The sequence below is a fragment of the Legionella qingyii genome (assembly GCF_003184185.1).
Genome location: NZ_QHJG01000011.1, coordinates 36640 through 57099 on the forward strand (window position 1 = coordinate 36640; position 20460 = coordinate 57099).

Here is a 20460-nt window from a genome sequence, read left to right on the forward strand (position 1 = left end):
GAACGAGAACGACGCGAAGAAGAGAAACGAGAACAAGAGAAAGAACAACGAGAACGAGAAAGACGAGAACTAGAGAAACGAGAACAAGAAAAAGAACAACGGGAACGAGAACGACGCGAAGAAGAGAAACGAGAACAAGAGAAAGAACATCGGAAACAAGAAAGACGAGAACAAAAAATGAAGGAACGGGGCGCACTCGCCGCCGAACTTAAGAAGGTGCTGATCGAGTATATCGATGGTCGAAAACAACATTATTCTATTAAAGATGTATTTCTTCCCGGAGATAAAAGGGCGCGCGAACAATTCATTGGCCAAATTGTCAATGCAAAAGACGGGTTATTAAAAGAATATGTAGATTCCGGCAATATTGATAAAATGCTTAATACCATTACCGCTGAAATAAGCAGTTTTAACGGCATCAAAATGCAAGCCACCCTTAACCGAATGGTAGTTAAGCTCATAGAAGCTGAAGCCAAACCGGTAGAAATAGAAAATCTCCCTGCAAAGGCCAAGCAAGTACTGTCGTTATTTGAAGGAAAAAAGGGCAAGTCTCTAGAATATGCTCTAAAAATGAAAAACATATATACCCAAATTGAGGGAATCAACGCTTATGCAAACACGCTACCTGAGCGTGAAAAAAAAGTAATTAAACAACTTGTTACTGCTCTTAAAAGAGATGTCGATCAATTTGTCTGCCAAAATTCGAAACATTTTCCAAGCAAGGAATCATATCAAAAATTTAAATTGACAATTAAAGCAAGATTGCATAGTCACGATGACCTTATGAGTGGACACACCTCATGGCCAGACATCATTATCAATCTGCTGCTTAGCGTCATTACACTAGGTAAATTGATTTGTTCAAAAGCAAGAACCGGCAGAGCTTCTTTATTCTTTGATAAAACTGAAGATCAGAAAGAAATAGAAGCCCCTGTTGATCTAGCCCTAGAGAATCTGGGTACATTTTTAGCCGGCTAATATAATACAAGGAAATATATAACCTTTAGTGCTATTACCCTAGCCCGGGACTTCATTATTCCATATGGAGTTACCCGGGTTAGTTATGCTTCACTTCAAATCAGGCTACGATTTTTACTTTCAATAAAATTCAATTTGATATATGAACAGGACTTACGAAAAACCCCAAGGTCGAGGCAAAAAATGTTTTTAATGATGGAGTTAAGATAGACTAAATGATCGAATTAAAAACATTTTTTAACGAAGAGATTGGTTTTTTTCGTAAGTCCTGATGCACTATGGTTTTCCCTTTCTATACACTGTTAAGCTTCTTTAACTTCTACCGATATATTATTCAAGACGCCCAACAAAGAGGCTTATATGAATAAAATTGCACAATTCAACATTGGGGATTTAGTGATTCACAAAAACAGCCGCTACAGAGCAATTGTAGTGGATGTTGACCCCTTATTTCAGGCTTCGGGACGCTATAATCCACAAGCTCCTAAACGCGAATTTGCCACTCGAAACCCTTGGTATCGGTTATTAGTTGATGACAGCAGTCAAATTACATATGTTGAAGAGTGTATGCTGATTGCAGACACAAGCAAAATGCCAATTAATAATCCACATATTGGATCTTATTTAAAAGAAATGGAAGGACGTTATAGGAATACAAATCCCTCACATTAACACTGATTTTTAGGCTAGATGCAGCAAAGCAAAACCCGGGTTATCAATGATTGAGTGCTCCCGAGCTCCACTTTAGCTGCATGTTTCTAAGTATTTTTTAAAATTAAAACCAAAAGCGCTATAAAACCAATTAAGACAAGCGCCAAAACCCCCATCGTATAAAAACTTTTATTTAGATTTTCCTTACTAAATTGTTCAGGACTACCTTTTACCGTACGGTACAAAATAAAAATGATCATTCCAGCGCCAATAAGACCTAGAATTTGATATAAAGTCTCCATAAAACTCTTCCTTATTTTGCTTCAAAACTAAATGCATCTGAAAATAAGCGGGTGGGTGAAATACCACTATTTACTAATGCATCACGTGTACTATATACCATATCAAAAGGACCACTAATGACTATTTGCCATTCACCAAGATCCTGAGGATGTTTCGCGAGTACAAGAGAAACAAGAGGCACTGCATTGTCCTCTGAGACAGAAGAAACATAAGTAAAATGGCTAACATGTTCCTGCCAGCTCGTTACTTTCTCATCCATATATAAATCATTTTGCAAGCGAGCCCCCCAAAATAACTCAAAAGGCCGAGTATCGGAAGTAGATAATAACTGCTCGATCATCGCTTTTACTGGGGCAAACCCGGTACCGCCAGCAATAAACAATATCGGACGTTGTGGGTGCAAATGTTCAATAGAACACTCGCCAAAAGGTAAGCGGATGTTTACAGAACCATGCTGCTTTATATGCGCAAATAATCGCTGGTTGTAAGGATTTTCCAAACTATGGCGAATGTGAAGCTCATATTTATGAGATCCTAACGGAGCATTAGCAATGGAATAACTAAACGCTTCTTCACCAAAGAGTATCTGCAGATATTGTCCCGCCTGATAGGCTACATATTTTTCAGGAGTTAAAATCAAACGCATAATGCTGTCTGTCAACGGGGAAATATCCTCTACAAGAGCTTTAATTGTTTTTTCCTTCATTCATCTAACCCCAGAGAAGACCAGTACCCACTGACCTTTTTTAAAATCTCTTCATCCATCACAATTGGCTCACCCCATTCTCTTTGAGTCTCACCTGGCCATTTATTGGTCGCATCCATTCCTATTTTTGAACCCAAACCCGAAACAGGAGACGCAAAATCCAGATAATCAATCGGCGTATTTTCCATCATAACGGTATCTCGTGCAGGATCCATACGCGTAGTCATTGCCCAAATCACATCCTGCCAATTGCGCGCATCAATATCATCATCACAGACGATTACAAATTTGGTATACATAAATTGTCTTAAAAACGACCACACCGCCATCATAATCCGCTTAGCATGCCCAGGATACTGCTTCTTTATTGTGACTACAGCCAAACGATAAGAACATCCCTCTGGTGGCAAATAGAAATCAACAATTTCCGGGAATTGCTTTTGCAGCAAGGGAATAAATACTTCATTTAATGCAACCCCTAAAATAGCAGGTTCATCAGGTGGTCGGCCAGTATACGTACTATGATAAATAGGATTATCTCGGTGAGTAATGCGTTCCACAGTAAACACGGGAAAAGATTGTACTTCATTATAATAACCTGTGTGATCTCCGTAGGGACCTTCGGGGGCCTCTACTCCAGGTTCTAAATAACCTTCTAAAACAATTTCTGCACTCGCCGGGACATGCAGCTCATTCCCAATGCACCGCGTTAATCGAGTACGCTGGCCTCGTAATAATCCAGCAAATGCGTACTCAGACAAGGTATCAGGTACAGGCGTTACTGCTGCAAGTATCGTTGCAGGATCTGCACCCAAAGTCACGGAAACTGGAAAACGTTCTCCCGGATAAGCCTGTTGCCAGGCCTGGTAGTCCAATGCCCCTCCTCGATGGGATAACCAACGCATGATTAATTGATTCTTATTCAACAATTGCTGTCGATAAATCCCCATATTTTCACGTGTTTGATGAGGTCCTTTGGTGGTTACGAGCCCCCAAGTTATTAGTGGTGCCGCATCTTTAGGCCAGCACGTTTGAATGGGTAAGGAAGTTAGATCCACTTCATCTTTTTCCCAGACATGAGTTTGGCATTCTGCACCGCTTACATATTTGGGTGCCATATTTAATGCCTGTTTTAATAATGGAAGTTTATTAAATGCATCTTTAAATCCTTTGGGGGGATCGGGTTCTTTTAGAGCAGCCAATAATTTGCCTACCTCCCTCAATGCACTGATATTTTCTTCCCCCATTCCCATTGCTACCCGCTCAACCGTACCAAACAAATTGGTTAAAACAGGCATTTGATGGTGTGGGAGGTTAGTAAAGAGAAGCGCTGGGCCACCAGAACGTAGCACCCGATCACTAACGGTGGTCATTTCAAGATACGGCGAAACAGGGTAAGTAATGCGTTTTAATAAATTACGTGATTCCAATTGTGCAATAAAATCTCTTAGATCAGAGTATTTCATTAATTATCCCCTAGAGTAGCCTGGGTAAAGGCGCAACTGTTCTGTCATTGGCTTGTCCTGGTGGGCAAGCCACAGGACGAAGAACATTTAGTTTATTAACTATAATGGCAGTAAAGACAGCTGTAACCCGGAGAAAGTTTATAGCAAAACTAAAAATAAACCTTCGTTTAAAGCTCAAAACTGCTTTGTGAACTCAGTTTTTATCTGGTTTATTGTTACAAATGACAGTTTTGAAAAGAATTAAACCTTCCCGGGTTTGGGCTCAGCCTTCACCCAGGCTACAATTTTTATAACAGATGCTACTCTTGACGTTTCATTGCATCGAAGAATTCAGCATTGGTTTTATGATTTTTCATGCGCTCAAGCAAGAACTCAATCGCATCGCACTCATCCATAGATTGTAGTATTTTCCGCAATATCCAGGTTCGTTGTAGATCTTCCGGACTTAATAATAGATCCTCACGACGTGTACCTGAGCGATTAATATTAATCGCAGGGAAAACACGACGTTCCGCAATATTACGACTCAAGTGAATTTCCATGTTACCGGTTCCCTTGAATTCTTCATAAATCACTTCATCCATTTTAGAACCTGTATCCACCAACGCCGTAGCAATAATAGTCAGGCTACCACCTTCTTCAATATTACGTGCAGCACCATATAAACGCTTGGGTCTTTGCAATGCATTCGCATCAACACCACCAGTCAACACCTTACCGGAAGAAGGAATCACGGTGTTGTATGCACGGGCTAGACGAGTAATTGAGTCAAGTAAAATAACTACGTCACGTTTGTGTTCAACTAAGCGCTTGGCTTTTTCAATCACCATTTCAGCAACTTGAACATGGCGGTTAGCGGGTTCATCAAAGGTACTGGCAACTACCTCACCTTTTACAGAACGTTGCATTTCAGTTACTTCCTCAGGACGCTCATCAATCAGCAATACAATGAGGTAACATTCTGGATAATTTTTTTCTATAGAACGCGCAATGTTTTGCAACATTAATGTTTTACCTGCTTTGGGAGGAGAAACAATCAGACCACGTTGTCCTCGACCAAAGGGAGCACATAAATCAACTACCCGCGCGGTCAAGTCTTCAGTACTGCCATTTCCTTGCTCCATAACCAGGCGTTCTGAAGCAAACAAAGGAGTAAGGTTTTCAAATAAAATTTTTCTTTTGGCACTATCAGGTGAATCATAATTGATTTCATCAACTTTCAACAAAGCAAAGTAACGCTCGCTGTCTTTGGGAGGACGAATTTTACCTGAAATAGTATCGCCAGAACGCAAACCAAAACGTCTGATTTGGCTGGGTGATACATAAATGTCATCAGGGCCTGCCAAATAAGAACCATCGGCAGAACGCAAGAAACCAAATCCATCTGTCAGGACTTCTAAAACACCGTCACCGTGGATGTCTTCACCCTTTAAGGCATGAGCCTTAAGAATGGCAAAAATAATTTCTTGTTTGCGCATACGGGAAGGGTTCTCGACACCAATCTCTTGTGCGATGTTAAAAAGATCGGCAATAGGCAATTGCTTAAGTTCACTAAGATTCATACTTCTCACTTGATTTGTTGATTAATCGAATTGGGTATCCGGGAAAAATATTATTAAGAATAGCAGCTAAGGATTCTGCTGCCTATGTGATATATTTATATTATATCACATATTGCAGACAGGCTATCACAGCTTTAGTAAAAGATACAACATTTTTTATATAGAAAAATTAAAATTAAACGTGACTCTCAACAAAAGCACTTAATTGAGATTTTGAAAGCAAGCCCATTTTAACTGCTTCAACTTGGCCATTTTTAAATAAAATCAATGTGGGAATACTCATCACACCAAACTTTGCTGGTGTTTGTGGATGTTCATCAATATTAATTTTGGCAAAAGTCACTTGCTCACCATGAGTAGCAGCTACTTCTTCCAATATAGGTGTCAATGCACGACATGGACCACACCACTCCGCCCAAAAGTCAACTAATACAGGCTTATTTGCATGGATTACATCTTGTTCGAAGCTTGCATCTGTTATCGTTTTAATAAGATCACTCATGTTCAACCTCTGTTGTTTAAAATTCGTTAATTGCCAAATCGCCCTGTGCGTCAACTATATTTGGCATAGCTTGAATGAGAAATCTTCTGAATCGACTCAAATCATCTTGATACGGTCAAAAGATTTTTCATTCAACCCACACTCAAACACTCAGTTCTTCGCGATTTTTGCTACAAGAGAAACTCGCCACAAGTTCTATTATAGATCACCACCTACGGCTTGCAACACACTTAGCGCAGTAATCGCAGCGGTTTCCGTACGTAAAATTCTTGGGCCTAAGGATAAAGGCTGAAACCCGTGCTCACAAGCAAATTGCACTTCATGATCGCTTAACCCGCCTTCGGGGCCAATAAGCAAATCAATCGCAGGCGAGCCAATTGCATAATCGCTCCAGTTTTTATCTTCACCTGGATGCAGGATAAATCTTAATTCAGCTTGAGCCCTATGCATATAGTCCTCTAGAGACATTGGTGCATGTACTATGGGAACCGCATTACGCCCGGATTGTTCACACGCAGCAATGACAATCGCCTGCCACTGGTGCAGTTTTTTGGCCATTCGTTCTTTATCCAGCTTGACAACACAACGCTCAGTAATAATAGGAGTAATGCTCGCTACGCCCAGTTCGACCGCCTTTTGCATTACAAATTCCATACGCTCGCCCTTGGAAATAGCTTGTGCTAAATGGATAGCTAAAGGCGACTCTCGGCTTACATGTTTGCTCGACTCAATAAGGACAGTAACTTGCTTTTTTTTCACTGATTCTATGGTGGCTGCAAACTCGCGATCATCACCACAGAATAAAGTAAGATGCTCACCAACCTGCATGCGCAAAACAACACCAACATGCTGACTGGCTTCAGGAGATAATTCTAAAAGCTGGCCTGGATGGTAGTTTCCAGATTGATAAATGCGTACGGCTCTCATGTGTTTATTGGTTCTCTTACGTAGCCTGGGTTCCACTTCGTTACATCTGAATCTTCTACACATCGCTGAAGAACCAGCCCAAATCTATTCCAACGTCGCGGACAAGTCGCGGAGCGTAGGTGCAGATGAGATCAAGAGGCAGGTCGTTGCATCCGGGCTGCGTATCTATAATTGCCAATACTATAACAAAAATTACTTATTTTTGCCCCATGTGATAGAATTTTTTATTTCACTAAACGCATTAAGGAAATTAAAAACCATGAGCACAACACGCATAGAATCTGACAGCATGGGTGAAATTGCTGTCCCTGCAGATAAGTATTGGGGAGCACAAACTGAACGCTCATTACATCATTTTAATATAGGCAAGGACATTATGCCACGCGAAGTCACTCATGCCTTTGGTATCTTAAAAAAGGCTGCCGCATTAACCAACCTGGATTTGGATAAATTACCTAAAGATAAAGCGGATTTAATTATTCAAGCTGCCGATGAAGTCAGCAAAGGGATGTTAGACGATCATTTTCCTTTGCATGTATGGCAAACAGGAAGCGGTACCCAATCCAACATGAATGCCAATGAAGTTATCTCCAATCGTGCGATTGAATTGGCTGGCGGAACCATGGGGAGTAAATCACCAGTTCACCCTAACGATCATGTGAATATGTCTCAGTCTTCAAATGATACATTTCCAACCGCCATGCATATTGCGGCTGCTATTGCCTTCAATAAGAAACTTATCCCTGCAGTAAAAAACTTACGTGATGCCTTCGCTATCAAAATGGCTGCATTCAAGGATATAGTCAAAATAGGTCGCACTCATTTACAAGATGCGGTTCCCATTACTTTAGGGCAGGAATTTTCTGGTTATGTTGCCCAACTTGATGCCTGCCTCCATCGACTTGAAGGTGTATTGCCCGAATTATATGAATTGGCTGCCGGCGGCACTGCGGTAGGAACGGGGTTAAACACCCATCCTCAATTTGCTACCAAAGTAGCACAACATATCGCGCAAATTACCCAATTACCATTTATTAGTGCAGATAATAAATTTGCTGCTCTGGCATCCCATGAACCGTTAGTTAATGCTCACGGTGCGATGAAAACACTGGCTTGCGCCTTAATGAAAATTGCAAATGACATTCGCTGGTTAGCTTCCGGCCCACGTTGTGGTATTGGTGAGTTAGTTATTCCAGAAAATGAGCCTGGATCGTCCATTATGCCCGGGAAAGTCAATCCCACTCAATGTGAAGCCATGACCATGGTTTGTGCGCAAGTTCTGGGAAATGATGCCACTGTGGGCATAGCCGACAGTCAGGGTAATTTTGAACTGAATGTATTTAAACCCGTGATCATTTTTAATGTACTTCATTCACTTAACTTGCTGGCTGATACGTGTCATTCATTCCAAGAGTTTTGTGCCGAAGGGATCGAAGCCAATCACAAGGTTATTGACTATTACCTGCATCATTCCTTAATGCTCGTCACAGCCCTCAATCAACACATAGGCTATGACAAAGCAGCTAAAATTGCTAAAACTGCGCATCAAGACAATTCTTCCTTACAAGAAGCAGCGGTCAAACTTGGGATTTTAACAGCAGAACGTTTTGCGGAATTAGTCAGACCAGAAAAAATGATTGCACCCGAGTGATTCTTTTCGCCTGATAAACCCAGGTGAATCGATTGCATAGTTGCTCTGTTAATTTGGGGTATGTCTCTTTTATTTATATAATCATGCCCCATTAAAAGCATTAAATTATTTGAAGCAAAAATGGATTTTGCTTCTGAAAATTCAAGGACGACTTATTAAAAATTTATAGGAAAATAAGGTTTAAGTATGAAAGAAAAAAGAATTATTCGTCCGGCTCAAACAATAACGCCGGATCACAAAAATGCAAGAACATCTCATCGAGGCATTGAAAAAGCTGATAAGAAAAAAATGAGTTTCTTTGGGGAGTATGCTTCTCGACAATTTGTACGAGATGAAATGATTAAAGATGGACTGGATTTAATGGAAATTCAAGAGAGAGCTGGAACAGGACCGTATAGCCAGAGATGATGAAGCTGTACGTTTTAAAATATGGAACACTGCTTTCCCGCTTTTACAGCGGGAAAGTTGACTTAGATGCACAACATTATTGTATTACAGGAATTTGTGGTGCGGCATTGCGTTTGGGCCCAGGAGTTGCTTTTTGAGTAGGATCTTTTGAAGCGTAGGTCTTTTGCGCTTTAGGTTTATTTACTGTTTGTGGCTTGTTCTGGGTATTCATTTGTTCATATCCTTGGGCATTCATTTGCTCTGAACGCTGCATATCCATGCATGCACATAATCCCAAAGTTAAAGCAATACCCAAACACCACTTAAGTGACTTTAAATTTATCATATTTAGCTCCCTGCTTTGTTAGTTCGAAAAATAAATATAAATTAAAAAAGTCAAAATCACCACCCAAATCTACCAAGAATTTTTTTTTTCACTTAAAAACCATATAATCAAAATCAAACCACTCTTAATAAAGGACTTAATATGATTTATCCCAATATACTTGCCACCATTGGACAGACCCCTGTGGTAAAAATTAATCGCCTAGGACGCGCTCTCGATTGCGAACTGTATGCAAAATGTGAGTTTTTTAATCCAGGTGGCTCTGTTAAGGATCGTATTGGGTATGAAATGGTTATTCATGCAGAGCGAGATGGCCATATCAAGCCTGGTTATACACTAATTGAGCCTACATCCGGGAATACAGGAATAGGCATTGCGTTAGCAGGTGCGGTATTAGGTTACAAAGTAATCATCACTATGCCCGAAAAAATGAGTCAGGAAAAACAGTCTGTACTTGAGCGCTTAGGAGCAAAGATTTATCGTACCCCAACAGAAGCTGCTTATGACGATCCGGAAAGCCATATTTCTTTAGCTAAAAGGCTGCAAGCAGAAATTCCTAATTCTTATATCCTTGATCAGTATGCCAATCCCAATAATCCTAATGCCCACTATTATGGCACCGCACAAGAAATTATTGATGATTTTGGCAAAGACTTGCATATGGTTGTTGCGGGAGTTGGCACTGGAGGAACAATTACAGGTATTGCAAAACGACTTAAAGAATATAATTCAGAGATTAAGATCATTGGTGCTGATCCTGAAGGTTCAATTCTTGGTGGTGGAACTGAAGTTAAATCCTATGATGTGGAAGGGATAGGTTATGATTTCTTCCCGCAAGTTTTAGATAATAGTTTAATTGATAAGTACATTAAAACAAATGATCAGGATTCATTCCGAACTGCAAGAGATTTAATTCGAGAAGAAGGCTTACTGGTAGGAGGTTCTTCTGGGGCAGCAATGTGGGCGGCTCTACAGGCTGCCAAATCTTTAAGTAAAGGCCAAAAATGCCTGGTTATTTTGCCTGATTCAATTCGTAATTATATGTCTAAATTTGCTAATGATGAATGGATGAATGAGCACGGATTTTTGTAATTGCACAAACCTAGAAGGCAAGCGTTCAGGAGGATGCTTGAATCTTAGGCAACGGTTGGATTTGAGCGCAGGTTGCGTGAAAATAACTCAGAGAAAACATAGCATAAATCCGTATGTGAGACTTCCGAAGATTTATTTTCGCCTAAGAGGTACCAAATACAGCCGTTGAGTGAATAAAGGACGAATGTTTACCCTAGAAGCAGACGAGGGAATGTAGCGTATATAAACCGGACTCTGCTTCGCATATTCAAAAATTTATCTCAATGCAACAGTAGATTGATTTTCTATTTGCTCAAATAAACTATCAGGCTCAACTTGTTTTGTGCTAATCCAACTCGATAAAGCGTTTGCTAACAGTTCGATCGTTTGTTGTTCTCGTTCTTGGGGAACACCAGCAATAACAGATTTTCTGTTTGATTGCTCAAGAACAGCCGCTAGTGTATTGTTCGTTTGAGCAGGTAAAAAGGTAATATAGAGACCCATTAATTGCTCACGGGATAATTCGCCTGCAACAACCATGCTTAAAATAGTCTTACGCCATTGTTCATAAGACTGCAGTATTTGTTTATTGTCCTCCGCAATCAGCGCCATAATATCGCTTAGAGTTTCCCCCTGCTCTTTTGTATTTTCAACAGGTTTAGGAGCATTAATGGCTAATTGACCAACATATGCAAAATCTGCTTTATGCTTTACAGCGGGGAAATACTGATCCCCTTGCACTTGAATTACTAAATTAATTTTATTAGACATCATGCTTCTCCATCATATACATCTCTTTTCCTCAGTTCCTTTCCAAGTTCTTTAAAAGATAGCGTAATACTAACCCCCAGCACCTGAGCCAAGGCCTTTAAAGCGCTTGATGGCAGTTCGACCTCTGGATCACGCAAATAACTTTTTGGCGTGTCAGCACTTAACCCATCAAATACTTCACGATACATTAATGGATGCGTATATATCTCATCCACTGCAAGCTGGCGTAGCACATAAGCCATGCATTCCACTAACTCTGACTTGCGAGACGTATTGAGTAACATACCCATACGTTCTGAAAGTGTTAAATAAGGTTGATTACTAACATATTTTGGGAAATGAAGATAAAAACGCTCCAAAATTTTTTTCAAGGTAGCATCATTGCCTCGTTGGGAAATGCTTTGTAACGAGTCGATCAGAGCTACAGCAACCGCATGAAATTGTTCATTACCAACATTGATAAAATTATATTCTACGCGTGGCCTAGGTTCATGATGTAGATAAGCTCGATTACTAAAAAAACCAGCCATAATGCTCTCCTACCCCTCAATATAACTTCATTCTAATGAATCAAAATTAAGGAAATATTAACTATAAACATCATAAGACATAATTTAAACAGCTACTCCCGTTTCTAGAAACAGAATCATTTAACAAAAATAATACTTAACACTATAATTCTATACTACATGCAGAAATTTTACTCGATTATATTGCAATAAGACATATATCCGTTTTTATCCATGATGATTATATGGGATTAATGAGGGAAAATACATCACAATATCAAATTTATGCGCACAAACTGGTGTCTCCCTTCTTTAAACTGATTAAATGTAGGCGCAAAGAAAAATCAATTGCATGTCTTGCTTACTCTTAAAGTGGAAACACATAGCCTCTCACTATGCTAATAAGATATACTCAGGACTTACGAAAAACCCCAATCTCTTTGTTAAAAAATGTTTTTAATTCGGTCATTTAGTCTATCTAAACTCCCTCATTAAAAACATTTTTTGCCTCGACCTTGAGATTTTTCGTACGTCCTGATGCTGGTATTATTCTATAAGGTTCCGGAGCAATAGCTAAAATTAGCTGCACATTTAATTAAGGATTTACTCTTGGGTCACTCGACACTTTATTTTGTTTGTTTGCTCCTTGTACTCTTAACGTTACTTCTTCATTTTAAGTGCAAAAGCAAACAGAGCAGTGTGAACCGTTGGCAAAAATCATTAAATCTACAAAAGCACGCCCAAGCATTTCGCCAAATTTATACAGATGCCAACGGCTTTCTGCTTTCTCAGAATGCTCGCCAGAACCATGATGCGATGGAATATGCTTACGGAGAAATTGAGTTTTTATCATTTATCGCACTATTGTCCTTAACCAACCCAGATGAAAACACCGTATTCTATGACTTAGGTTCGGGAGTAGGCAAAGCAGTATTAGCGTGCAGCATGGTTTTCCCCGTCCGCAAAAGTGCTGGAGTCGAATTATTTCCCCAACTCTACTTCGATGCATGCAAACGTGCCGAGCAACTGGCAGCAATGAAGGACTACACCGAACAAGCAAAGAAGATTCAGTTTATTTTAGGTGATTTTCTTGAAGCGAATCTGAGTGATGCAACGCTTGTTTTTATTAATTCCACTGCCTTTTTTGGTCCAATATGGGAAAACCTCTGTATTAAACTGGATCAACTACCGCATCTGAATACCGTAATTACAACCAGCAAAGCACTATCCTGTACTCATTTTATGGTAACAGCACGTACCAAAGTTGAAATGAGCTGGGGCGTAGTTTTCGCCTATATTCATACACGAAAAACAACTTTTGACTAACCGTCTTGAAAATATTGAATAATTTTTTTCCCAGTCTATACTTATAAAACAAGGGACAATTGTCAGCACCTAATCTGTATTGGTTGCAGACTTTGATACACGCGACAACACGAGGTGGGTATGATCAAATCGGAACTCATTGAACACATCGCTGCTCGAATGACGCATCTTACTGAAAAGCAAGTGGCTGATGGCATAAATAGAATATTAGAATTAATGAGTGAAGCACTCATTAAAAATCAAAGAATAGAAATTCGGGGATTTGGCAGTTTTTCTCTTCATTACAGACCGCCACGTAATGCGCATAATCCCAAAACGGGTGAAAAAGTAGTGACTAAAGCCAAATATAGTCCGCACTTTAAGCCGGGAAAAGAATTACGTGAACGTGTTGATGCCTCGCGTGATAAATATAAATTACCTGATGAAGAATAAGGTAAGTTTGTTTTATATCTTATATTAATCTGAGCACTGGACCAGGAGCGTTATGTCCAAACCTCAGATGGGGAAGCCCCATTAAGGTAATGATCTTCATCATTCCCGCGAAGGCGGGGACCTATTCTTATAGCAGGACTGTGCCTTCCAAGAAATAGGTTTGCGCCTTCATGGGAACTACCGTTATTATTTAGCTTTGTGGCGATGGCTTACCAACCTTTCGAGCCACAAAATTTATTGCCTATTCGCTAGGTTATGTGCGAGGCAAAGTAACCCCTGTTTGTCCCTGATATTTTCCACCACGATCACGATATGAAACAGCGCAAACTTCAGAGGCCTCCAGAAACAGCATTTGTGCCACACCCTCATGTGCATAAATTTTAGCGGGTAATGTGGTAGTATTTGAAAACTCCAGAGTCACATGACCTTCCCACTCGGGCTCCAAAGGTGTCACATTCACGATAATCCCACAACGTGCGTAAGTCGACTTACCAAGACAGATAGTCAGGATATTTCGTGGAATTCGAAAATACTCTACAGTTCTTGCTAAGGCAAACGAGTTGGGAGGAATAATACATACGTCGGACTGCACATCGACAAAGCTGTTTTCATCAAAAGCTTTCGGATCCACAATAGCAGAATTTATATTCGTAAAAATTTTAAATTCATTCGCACAACGCACGTCATATCCATAGCTTGACACACCATATGAAATAATTCTTCCATTTTCATTTTCACGCACTTGCCCTGGTTGAAATGGAGATATCATTCCATGTTCAAGCGCCATCTTTTCTATCCATCTATCTGATTTAATCGACACAATAAAAACCTCATGAATTCTTCAAAAGGAGTGTTCTATCATAAAAGTCGGATAAACGAAAGATTGTATTGATATTTGCCAAATGATTCATAACCTTTGGGCTAAGGCCCTGGGGTACGGCTTTGCCTTCACCCAGGAGATGGTTCTAATTGAAGCTATGATTTTTTTGTCGCCATATTGGCCAAGAAATCACCCAGCTCTATTGGCATTGGGAACACAATGGTAGAGTTATTATTGCCCGCTATAGCGGCTAATGTTTGCAAATAACGTAATTGCATAGCCTGGGGTTGTTGAGCCAAAACTTGAGATGCTTGCAGTAATTTATCTGACGCTTGTAACTCTCCTTCAGCATGAATCACTTTAGCACGTCGTTCACGCTCAGCTTCAGCTTGTCTGGCAATTGCGCGGATCATGCTTTCATCCAAATCGACACGTTTTATTTCGACATTAGACACTTTAATGCCCCAGTTATCGGTTTGTGAATCCAGTATTTTTTGTACGTCACTATTTAAGCGCTCGCGTTCAGAAAGCATTTCATCCAGTTCATGTTGTCCTAACACTGAACGAAGCGTTGTTTGCGCCAATTGACTGGTTGCTTCATAGTAATTTTCTACTTGGATAATTGCATTTTCTGGAACCACCACTCGAAAATATAAGACCGCATTGACCCGTACTGAAACGTTATCTTTAGAGATCACATCTTGGCTCGGAACGTCCATAACTATAGTACGTAAATCGACCCGTACTACCTGTTGAATCACTGGAATAATAAGCACTAAACCAGGCCCTTTAACTTTCCAGAACCGTCCTAACATAAATACAACACCGCGCTCATACTCTCGAAAGACTTTAACTGCCGAGATCAAAAGTATTAAAATTGCTACGATGATCACCGTTAAAAATGGTCCCATTTTAACCTCCTTGATTACCCAAATCTTCTTCAATTTCCAATTTAAGTCCTGAAGTCCCGATTACTTTTATTGGCGTGTTTGCTGCAATGGGCTGTTTGGAGTGCACGCTCCAAATCTCACCGCGAATCATTGCCTGTCCTTCAAGATTTACATTGCCAAGGGTATGACCTTTGGCTCCCATCAAAACGCTTAACCCATGTTTTACATTTTGTCGCCTTGCTTTTACCACCATCCCGAGAATGATCACAAAAAAGAGAATATTCACAAAGGCCATTGCTCCTATTGCCGACCAAGCAATATGATACATTTGATTATCGGCATCAATTAACATAATAGAACCAATAATAAATGCAATAGTTCCTCCTACTCCCAGAGAACCGTAAGCAGGAACAAATGCTTCTCCTATAATAAATGCTATTCCCAATATAATAAGAAAGAAACCAGCATAGTTAATCGGTAATAATTGCAGCGCATAAAGTGCGATACACATTGATATCGCACCAATCACTCCGGGAAATAAATGTCCTGGATTAACCAACTCGAAAAAAATACCGTATATACCCAGTAAAAGAAGAAGATAAGCTACTGTTGGATCCGTAATTATCGATAAAAACCGTGTACGCCAATCAGGTTTAATGAGTTCAGTCTGTGAATTATTGGTATGAAGTATTATTTTTTGATTGTTTTGCATTACTGATACGCCGTTCAACTGGGTCAGTAATTCCTTCTCATCATTTGCAATGAAATTAATCACACCTTCCTTTAAAGCTTCTGTAGCGGTTAGTGTTTCAGCATTCAAAACCGCTTTTTGTGCAAAATCTGGATTACGCCCTCTCAATTGAGCCAATGACCGTATTGTGGCTACAGCATCATTGGTAATTTTTTTATCCATCGTAGTTTGTTTATCTGAGTTGGCCACATCGCCGAAACCTGTTGCTGCTAAATTAACCGGACTCGCTGCTCCCAGTTGCGTTCCTGGAGCCATAGCCGCCAAAGTACTGGCATAAAGCAAATAAGTACCAGCGCTTGCCGCACGTGCACCATTTGGGCTTACATAAGTCACTATAGGAATATTAGAGGATAGAAATTTTTGAACTATTGTTCGGGTTGCTTCATCAAGTCCCCCAGGAGTATCAATAGTAATTAGGATTAAATCTGCATGTTGTGAATTATCGATACTACGAATAATATAATCTGCTGTCGCAGGTCCAATTGTTCCTTTTATATTAAGTTCAATCACTTTAGTCGCATAGGAACATGAAGTGTAAATGAGTAACAAAATAAACAGAACACTGTATCGTAATAACAATATTATTCGACCCGTTGGCGTGACTATGGACTTTGGCATGATGTACGCTTTACACATGCTCCCTTCCCTAATGAAATACGCTATATGTTAAAAGATAGCACAATTTGAATTATTTATTGCTGCGACACGAAGGAAGTCAACGGATTATAATCGATAATAATTTATGTGTAGGGTTGATAAGCGTTGCGAGCCAATCCAAAGAATCTTTATGCGCTAAAACCCTGGGTTACTGAGTTGCGTTCACCCAGGGTACAAAAATAATTTTTTAGAAATAAACCCCGATTTGTGCAGAAACAGTATCCGCAGTACCACCGGTACCTATTGTGGGTGCGTTTACAAATCCTGGAGCTGAAGCACCATTGGCAAAATCATTGGAACCGTAATCAATTTCATGTCGATATTCGATACTTTCTACAGTATCTTTCCAGATTGAAATATTAAATACGCCAATAAAGCGGTGCTCTGGCAAGTTTAACGCAAGCGCCTCTTTAGTTCTTTGATAACCAACGCCAATAGATGCAGGTCGATTAAATGCCTTAAACGTCATATCAATTTCTGTTTGTAATGCCTGTGGCTTTGCACCGCGTCCATTAAAACTTAAATCCTGTGCTCTAAATGATTCAATTGTACCAACCCATTCAGCAGCAAAGTTAAATCGGTCATAAGCCATGTTGCCATACACATCCATAGCTTCTGTCTTGCGCACGAGCTCATTTCCGTTAAGTAGCGATCCAAATCCGCCAAAAGTTCCTGGGTTACCGCCAGTATTTTGCATTCCAGCAGAATCATCAATAGAGCTGATGTAACTTGCGCCTATTTCACCAGTGACTTCATTAAATGCAAAGACATATCCTAAGTTCGCGCCACCTACGCCAGCGCGCCCCAAGGTAGTATCACTTCGATAAATGTATGTAGCTGCAAATGGTCCGGTATCTTCTTGTGATTTATAACCTATAATAAAAGGCCTTGTTTTAGTCCGGGCTAAATTTAAAGTCAGCGGAGCACTGATCATCGAACTTGAATAACGTCCAAAAGGAACATACAACTGCCCAGCAGTAAAGTAAAAGGGCGTTTTATCCAGGTTACCGATATTCACGAAGCCCATATTGAGGTTAAACGCTGAATTGTTAATTCTTGGGCCAACATCAGGTGGACTTTCATCATAGGCCAGTGCGATATATGCCTCGACATTTTGATTTAATGCAGCTGCAACATCTACCTCACTAGAGCCTAAAGTCAAATCAACATTTGTTCCACCGACATAATCACTATTGATCATGCCAACAGGCTCTGCTTTTCCACTAAGTGCAATGATTGGCCTTTCAGGAATCGGGTACCCCATATTTCGATAGGCTCTATATAATTTCCGACGCTGTTGCATCAAACGGATATCTCGGTTAATACTTGAAATATTCACAATATAATCCGATCCATCAAAAGCAGGTCTGTCCCCTAAATAAGGAGAAGTTACAACCGGTGTTCCTGCAATATAGGTTACAACTCGATTTTCTGCCACTAAAGCAGTTGGATAAAACCCTATTGATTCTGGATGTTCCTCAGGTGTATGTACCGTTATAGTTGAGGAATGATACTTAACCATTTTTTCATGTTTTTGCTGTTCATGTTTCTTCTCATGCTTTTTATGAACAACAGGCCCTGGCTTTTTCGACTCCTTTTTAGTCGACTTGCTCGAATGAGTTACTTTCTGAGCCACCAGTTCTTTTTGTAGCGAATCTAATTGAGTTTGTAATTGTTGTGCTTGCTTTTGTAAACGAGCTATTTGACGTTGCAACTGCTGATCATGTTCCGCATAGAGTGGCGATGACAAACAGACTAGGGCCAATATGATTTTTTTATATTGCATGCGGTACTCCTGTTCATTATTTTTACTTCCACATCGGAAAGGCAGAAAATTATAGCTTGGTAAACAAGGAGTGGCTAGCTTCTTTTTCACAAATTTGCTTAAAATTTGTTACTTAACTGGCTTTGATTAAAAAAAAACCCATAGAAAATCTATGGGTTTCATTGAGCAATTTACAATTCAGTTTAGCTTACGCATTTCCAATTAGCTTCAGGCCAAAATATGGACCAAAAACGCCATAGTCAACTGGGCGAGTTGGACCAAATAAATTGGGAAATGGCTGTTCTTCCAAAACGTGAAAATAATTTACTACTTGATAACCTGCTTGAATATTTGCAAGACCTATAGGTGTAGAATGGGCATAATTTATACCAAGTTTTGCTTCCAAGCTTGGAACAATACCCCTTTTACGGAAGGATACTTGCTCAATAATTGCTTCTGTAGGGGATACTACAAAACCTGCATGATATCGATTAGTTCCGTAGAGAACTGAGCCGCCTCCATTCGCAGTGACACTTAGTGAGTCAGTAATGTTGTATGCATAGTCAATTCCAACTACCGGTCCAAAACCTTTATATTCAGTATTGTCGAATTTACTAAAGGGATTTGTCACAAGAGCGGGAATGAATTCTGTTATATAATAATTTGTAGATGTAGATTGGATATTTGCATATTGCATACCGGCATAGAAACGCATTTTCTTACGCATACTTATGTCAGTATGTTGTCCCATTACTACGTTAACCTGGTCTATTCTATTGCGGCTAATGAATTCAAATGGCGCTGGAATAGGTGGTAAACTTGTTACGGGTATGTTCAAAACTCCGAAAAATTCTGTAGGATCTGTTGAGGTACTGAAGTGCATCCAATTAACGGAAATATCATTGCCGGTGTTAAAATGATATGACCCTTCTAAAAAATATCCCCAGTTCCAATCATTTTTTATTTCTTTATTTACTGGTAATGTACCGTATTGTATCGATTTCTCACTACCATAGATGGATCTTAAATAGAGCGCTTGAGCGCTAAAGTCCCAGAGTTTTGTTACGCATGGAACTGTAACATTACCTGGCGTACAAACTGGGCCCATACTGCCAGCAGTAGCTAGACCTGCGGCCAATCCCAATACAGCTATACTTACTTTCTTAAACATGAATACTCCATTAGAAAAAAAAAGCCCATCACTAATGACGGGCTTTTATAAGATCTTAATCAATTAAGAAATTAAATGTTTCCAACATACTTCAGACCGAAGTAAGGACCAGCAGCAGCGAAGTCAGTTGCTGTAACTGGCAATACGGTTGTGTTTAACGCATGGATGTAGTTAAACCACATGTATCCAGCATCCAGAGTTAAATCACCTTGTGCCATTGCATAAGTGTAGTTAGCACCTAACTTAGCTTCTAATTCTGGAACGATTGCTGTTCTGGTTCCGCTGATATCAACAGTGAACACATTTGGAAGAACAGGAACAGAACCATCAGCATCAACGAAGTCAACATTGTAGCTGTGTTTTTGTGAACCAACTAACAATGCACCAGCTGCTTTAGCGTAAATACCAAAACCGTTACCGAATACATAGTTCATGTCGATACCAGTACGTGGTCCGAAACCATTGTATTGAGTGTTTCCTTCAAATCCAACTGTGAAGTCTGGAACACCATTATCGAAGTCTGTTCCAAATGCATGGACGCTTCTCTTGATGCTAGCAAATTGGAAACCGCCATGGAAACGGATTTTCTTGTTCGCGCTGAAATCAACGAACTGACCGAATTCACCGTTAACTGCATCCCATCTGTTTTTATGACCAAAACCAATTAATGTATCTGGGTCAATAGCAGGAGTAAATTCATGGTTGTTCCAACCAGTATCTAAGTGATACCAAGTTAAAGTAATGTCGTTTCCAGTGTTGAAATGGTAAGAACCTTCAATTTGGAAGCCCCAGTTCCATTGCGCGTCTAGTTCTGTATT

Annotated in this window: 21 protein-coding genes and 1 pseudogene; 7 read left to right on the plus strand and 15 right to left on the minus strand. The window is 39.9% G+C overall.

Annotation, left to right across the window (positions count from 1 at the left end; translation table 11 throughout):
* Together DGG96_RS08205 and hspQ are read left to right on the plus strand one after the other, a co-directional pair.
* Positions 1 to 978: pseudogene (locus DGG96_RS08205) on the plus strand (hypothetical protein); the annotation flags it as partial.
* A 360-nt stretch (positions 979 to 1338) separates the two neighbouring features.
* Complete coding sequence (gene hspQ / locus DGG96_RS08215; protein ID WP_110142251.1) at positions 1339 to 1650, plus strand: heat shock protein HspQ; 312 nt, start codon at positions 1339 to 1341, stop codon at positions 1648 to 1650.
* A gap of 86 nt (positions 1651 to 1736) precedes the next feature.
* On the opposite strand, the gene DGG96_RS08220 is transcribed toward hspQ, so the two are convergent.
* The 6 genes from DGG96_RS08220 to DGG96_RS08245 all read right to left on the minus strand — a co-directional run bounded on the left by DGG96_RS08220 (position 1737) and on the right by DGG96_RS08245 (position 7095).
* Positions 1737 to 1931, minus strand: coding sequence for a hypothetical protein (locus DGG96_RS08220; RefSeq protein WP_110142252.1), 195 nt, complete (start codon positions 1929 to 1931; stop codon positions 1737 to 1739).
* An 11-nt stretch (positions 1932 to 1942) separates the two neighbouring features.
* A complete protein-coding gene (locus tag DGG96_RS08225; RefSeq protein ID WP_110142253.1) occupies positions 1943 to 2638 on the minus strand; it encodes an NAD(P)H-flavin reductase in 696 nt (231 codons plus the stop codon).
* Positions 2635 to 4104 carry a 4-hydroxy-3-polyprenylbenzoate decarboxylase gene (ubiD, locus tag DGG96_RS08230; RefSeq protein ID WP_110142254.1) on the minus strand — a complete coding sequence of 490 codons (1470 nt, stop codon included), beginning with the start codon at positions 4102 to 4104 and terminating at the stop codon, positions 2635 to 2637. Before ubiD ends, DGG96_RS08225 begins: the two co-directional genes overlap by 4 nt.
* Positions 4105 to 4403: 299 nt before the next feature.
* On the minus strand, positions 4404 to 5666 hold the full coding sequence (rho, locus tag DGG96_RS08235; protein ID WP_110142255.1) for a transcription termination factor Rho: 1263 nt from the start codon (positions 5664 to 5666) through the stop codon (positions 4404 to 4406).
* Positions 5667 to 5841: 175 nt separating this feature from the next.
* Positions 5842 to 6168, minus strand: coding sequence for a thioredoxin (gene trxA, locus DGG96_RS08240; protein WP_110142256.1), 327 nt, complete (start codon positions 6166 to 6168; stop codon positions 5842 to 5844).
* Positions 6169 to 6366: 198 nt separating this feature from the next.
* Positions 6367 to 7095 (minus strand): 16S rRNA (uracil(1498)-N(3))-methyltransferase, encoded by a 729-nt coding sequence (locus tag DGG96_RS08245; RefSeq protein ID WP_110142257.1) that lies wholly within the window; start codon positions 7093 to 7095, stop codon positions 6367 to 6369.
* A 259-nt stretch (positions 7096 to 7354) separates the two neighbouring features.
* Here DGG96_RS08245 and fumC point away from each other — a divergent pair, with 259 nt between their 5' ends.
* Positions 7355 to 8746, plus strand: coding sequence for a class II fumarate hydratase (gene fumC / locus DGG96_RS08250; RefSeq protein ID WP_110142295.1), 1392 nt, complete (start codon positions 7355 to 7357; stop codon positions 8744 to 8746).
* Positions 8747 to 8932: 186 nt separating this feature from the next.
* A complete protein-coding gene (locus DGG96_RS08255) occupies positions 8933 to 9154 on the plus strand; it encodes a hypothetical protein (protein ID WP_110142258.1) in 222 nt (73 codons plus the stop codon).
* Between the two features lie 76 nt (positions 9155 to 9230).
* Here the strand turns inward: DGG96_RS08255 and DGG96_RS08260 are convergent, their stop codons facing one another.
* On the minus strand, positions 9231 to 9479 hold the full coding sequence (locus DGG96_RS08260; RefSeq protein WP_110142259.1) for a hypothetical protein: 249 nt from the start codon (positions 9477 to 9479) through the stop codon (positions 9231 to 9233).
* A 141-nt stretch (positions 9480 to 9620) separates the two neighbouring features.
* On the opposite strand from DGG96_RS08260, the gene DGG96_RS08265 reads away from it, so the two are divergent.
* The gene (locus DGG96_RS08265; RefSeq protein ID WP_110142260.1) at positions 9621 to 10571 is read left to right on the plus strand and encodes a pyridoxal-phosphate dependent enzyme; all 951 of its coding nucleotides are present in this window, start codon (positions 9621 to 9623) and stop codon (positions 10569 to 10571) included.
* 255 nt (positions 10572 to 10826) lie between these two features.
* On the opposite strand, the gene DGG96_RS08270 is transcribed toward DGG96_RS08265, so the two are convergent.
* Both DGG96_RS08270 and DGG96_RS08275 read right to left on the minus strand, forming a co-directional pair.
* Complete coding sequence (locus DGG96_RS08270; protein WP_233590527.1) at positions 10827 to 11324, minus strand: hypothetical protein; 498 nt, start codon at positions 11322 to 11324, stop codon at positions 10827 to 10829.
* Positions 11321 to 11851, minus strand: a complete 531-nt coding sequence (locus DGG96_RS08275; protein WP_110142262.1) for a transposase — start codon at positions 11849 to 11851, stop codon at positions 11321 to 11323. The genes DGG96_RS08270 and DGG96_RS08275 overlap by 4 nt, the downstream gene beginning before the upstream one ends.
* A gap of 588 nt (positions 11852 to 12439) precedes the next feature.
* On the opposite strand from DGG96_RS08275, the gene DGG96_RS08280 reads away from it, so the two are divergent.
* Together DGG96_RS08280 and DGG96_RS08285 are read left to right on the plus strand one after the other, a co-directional pair.
* The gene (locus tag DGG96_RS08280) at positions 12440 to 13156 is read left to right on the plus strand and encodes a class I SAM-dependent methyltransferase (protein ID WP_110142263.1); all 717 of its coding nucleotides are present in this window, start codon (positions 12440 to 12442) and stop codon (positions 13154 to 13156) included.
* 120 nt (positions 13157 to 13276) lie between these two features.
* Positions 13277 to 13588 (plus strand): integration host factor subunit beta, encoded by a 312-nt coding sequence (locus tag DGG96_RS08285; RefSeq protein ID WP_058459016.1) that lies wholly within the window; start codon positions 13277 to 13279, stop codon positions 13586 to 13588.
* Between the two features lie 253 nt (positions 13589 to 13841).
* Here DGG96_RS08285 and dcd read toward each other — a convergent pair whose 3' ends face one another.
* The 6 genes from dcd to DGG96_RS08315 all read right to left on the minus strand — a co-directional run.
* A complete protein-coding gene (gene dcd / locus DGG96_RS08290) occupies positions 13842 to 14408 on the minus strand; it encodes a dCTP deaminase (protein ID WP_058468610.1) in 567 nt (188 codons plus the stop codon).
* A 155-nt stretch (positions 14409 to 14563) separates the two neighbouring features.
* The gene (locus tag DGG96_RS08295; protein ID WP_110142264.1) at positions 14564 to 15319 is read right to left on the minus strand and encodes a slipin family protein; all 756 of its coding nucleotides are present in this window, start codon (positions 15317 to 15319) and stop codon (positions 14564 to 14566) included.
* 1 nt (position 15320) lies between these two features.
* Positions 15321 to 16685 (minus strand): NfeD family protein, encoded by a 1365-nt coding sequence (locus tag DGG96_RS08300; RefSeq protein ID WP_407656322.1) that lies wholly within the window; start codon positions 16683 to 16685, stop codon positions 15321 to 15323.
* A 208-nt stretch (positions 16686 to 16893) separates the two neighbouring features.
* Entirely contained in the window at positions 16894 to 18492 is a 1599-nt protein-coding gene (locus DGG96_RS08305; protein ID WP_110142265.1) for an LbtU family siderophore porin, read from the minus strand.
* Between the two features lie 187 nt (positions 18493 to 18679).
* Positions 18680 to 19642 carry an Lpg1974 family pore-forming outer membrane protein gene (locus tag DGG96_RS08310; protein ID WP_110142266.1) on the minus strand — a complete coding sequence of 321 codons (963 nt, stop codon included), beginning with the start codon at positions 19640 to 19642 and terminating at the stop codon, positions 18680 to 18682.
* Between the two features lie 71 nt (positions 19643 to 19713).
* Positions 19714 to 20460 (minus strand): Lpg1974 family pore-forming outer membrane protein (locus DGG96_RS08315; protein WP_240610445.1); only part of this gene is annotated, 747 nt, incomplete at its 5' end.

What these genes read in the sequence shown, in the direction of transcription:
- hspQ (WP_110142251.1), top strand. Translation starts at nt 1,339, where the DNA reads ATGAATAAAATTGCACAATTCAACATTGGGGATTTAGTGATTCACAAA.
- DGG96_RS08300 (WP_407656322.1), bottom strand. Translation starts at nt 16,685, where the DNA reads ATGTGTAAAGCGTACATCATGCCAAAGTCCATAGTCACGCCAACGGGT.
- ubiD (WP_110142254.1), bottom strand. Translation starts at nt 4,104, where the DNA reads ATGAAATACTCTGATCTAAGAGATTTTATTGCACAATTGGAATCACGT.
- DGG96_RS08270 (WP_233590527.1), bottom strand. Translation starts at nt 11,324, where the DNA reads ATGATGTCTAATAAAATTAATTTAGTAATTCAAGTGCAAGGGGATCAG.
- rho (WP_110142255.1), bottom strand. Translation starts at nt 5,666, where the DNA reads ATGAATCTTAGTGAACTTAAGCAATTGCCTATTGCCGATCTTTTTAAC.
- DGG96_RS08275 (WP_110142262.1), bottom strand. Translation starts at nt 11,851, where the DNA reads ATGGCTGGTTTTTTTAGTAATCGAGCTTATCTACATCATGAACCTAGG.
- trxA (WP_110142256.1), bottom strand. Translation starts at nt 6,168, where the DNA reads ATGAGTGATCTTATTAAAACGATAACAGATGCAAGCTTCGAACAAGAT.
- DGG96_RS08245 (WP_110142257.1), bottom strand. Translation starts at nt 7,095, where the DNA reads ATGAGAGCCGTACGCATTTATCAATCTGGAAACTACCATCCAGGCCAG.
- DGG96_RS08225 (WP_110142253.1), bottom strand. Translation starts at nt 2,638, where the DNA reads ATGAAGGAAAAAACAATTAAAGCTCTTGTAGAGGATATTTCCCCGTTG.
- DGG96_RS08220 (WP_110142252.1), bottom strand. Translation starts at nt 1,931, where the DNA reads ATGGAGACTTTATATCAAATTCTAGGTCTTATTGGCGCTGGAATGATC.
- DGG96_RS08295 (WP_110142264.1), bottom strand. Translation starts at nt 15,319, where the DNA reads ATGGGACCATTTTTAACGGTGATCATCGTAGCAATTTTAATACTTTTG.
- fumC (WP_110142295.1), top strand. Translation starts at nt 7,355, where the DNA reads ATGAGCACAACACGCATAGAATCTGACAGCATGGGTGAAATTGCTGTC.
- DGG96_RS08265 (WP_110142260.1), top strand. Translation starts at nt 9,621, where the DNA reads ATGATTTATCCCAATATACTTGCCACCATTGGACAGACCCCTGTGGTA.
- DGG96_RS08310 (WP_110142266.1), bottom strand. Translation starts at nt 19,642, where the DNA reads ATGTTTAAGAAAGTAAGTATAGCTGTATTGGGATTGGCCGCAGGTCTA.
- DGG96_RS08285 (WP_058459016.1), top strand. Translation starts at nt 13,277, where the DNA reads ATGATCAAATCGGAACTCATTGAACACATCGCTGCTCGAATGACGCAT.
- DGG96_RS08305 (WP_110142265.1), bottom strand. Translation starts at nt 18,492, where the DNA reads ATGCAATATAAAAAAATCATATTGGCCCTAGTCTGTTTGTCATCGCCA.
- DGG96_RS08255 (WP_110142258.1), top strand. Translation starts at nt 8,933, where the DNA reads ATGAAAGAAAAAAGAATTATTCGTCCGGCTCAAACAATAACGCCGGAT.
- DGG96_RS08260 (WP_110142259.1), bottom strand. Translation starts at nt 9,479, where the DNA reads ATGATAAATTTAAAGTCACTTAAGTGGTGTTTGGGTATTGCTTTAACT.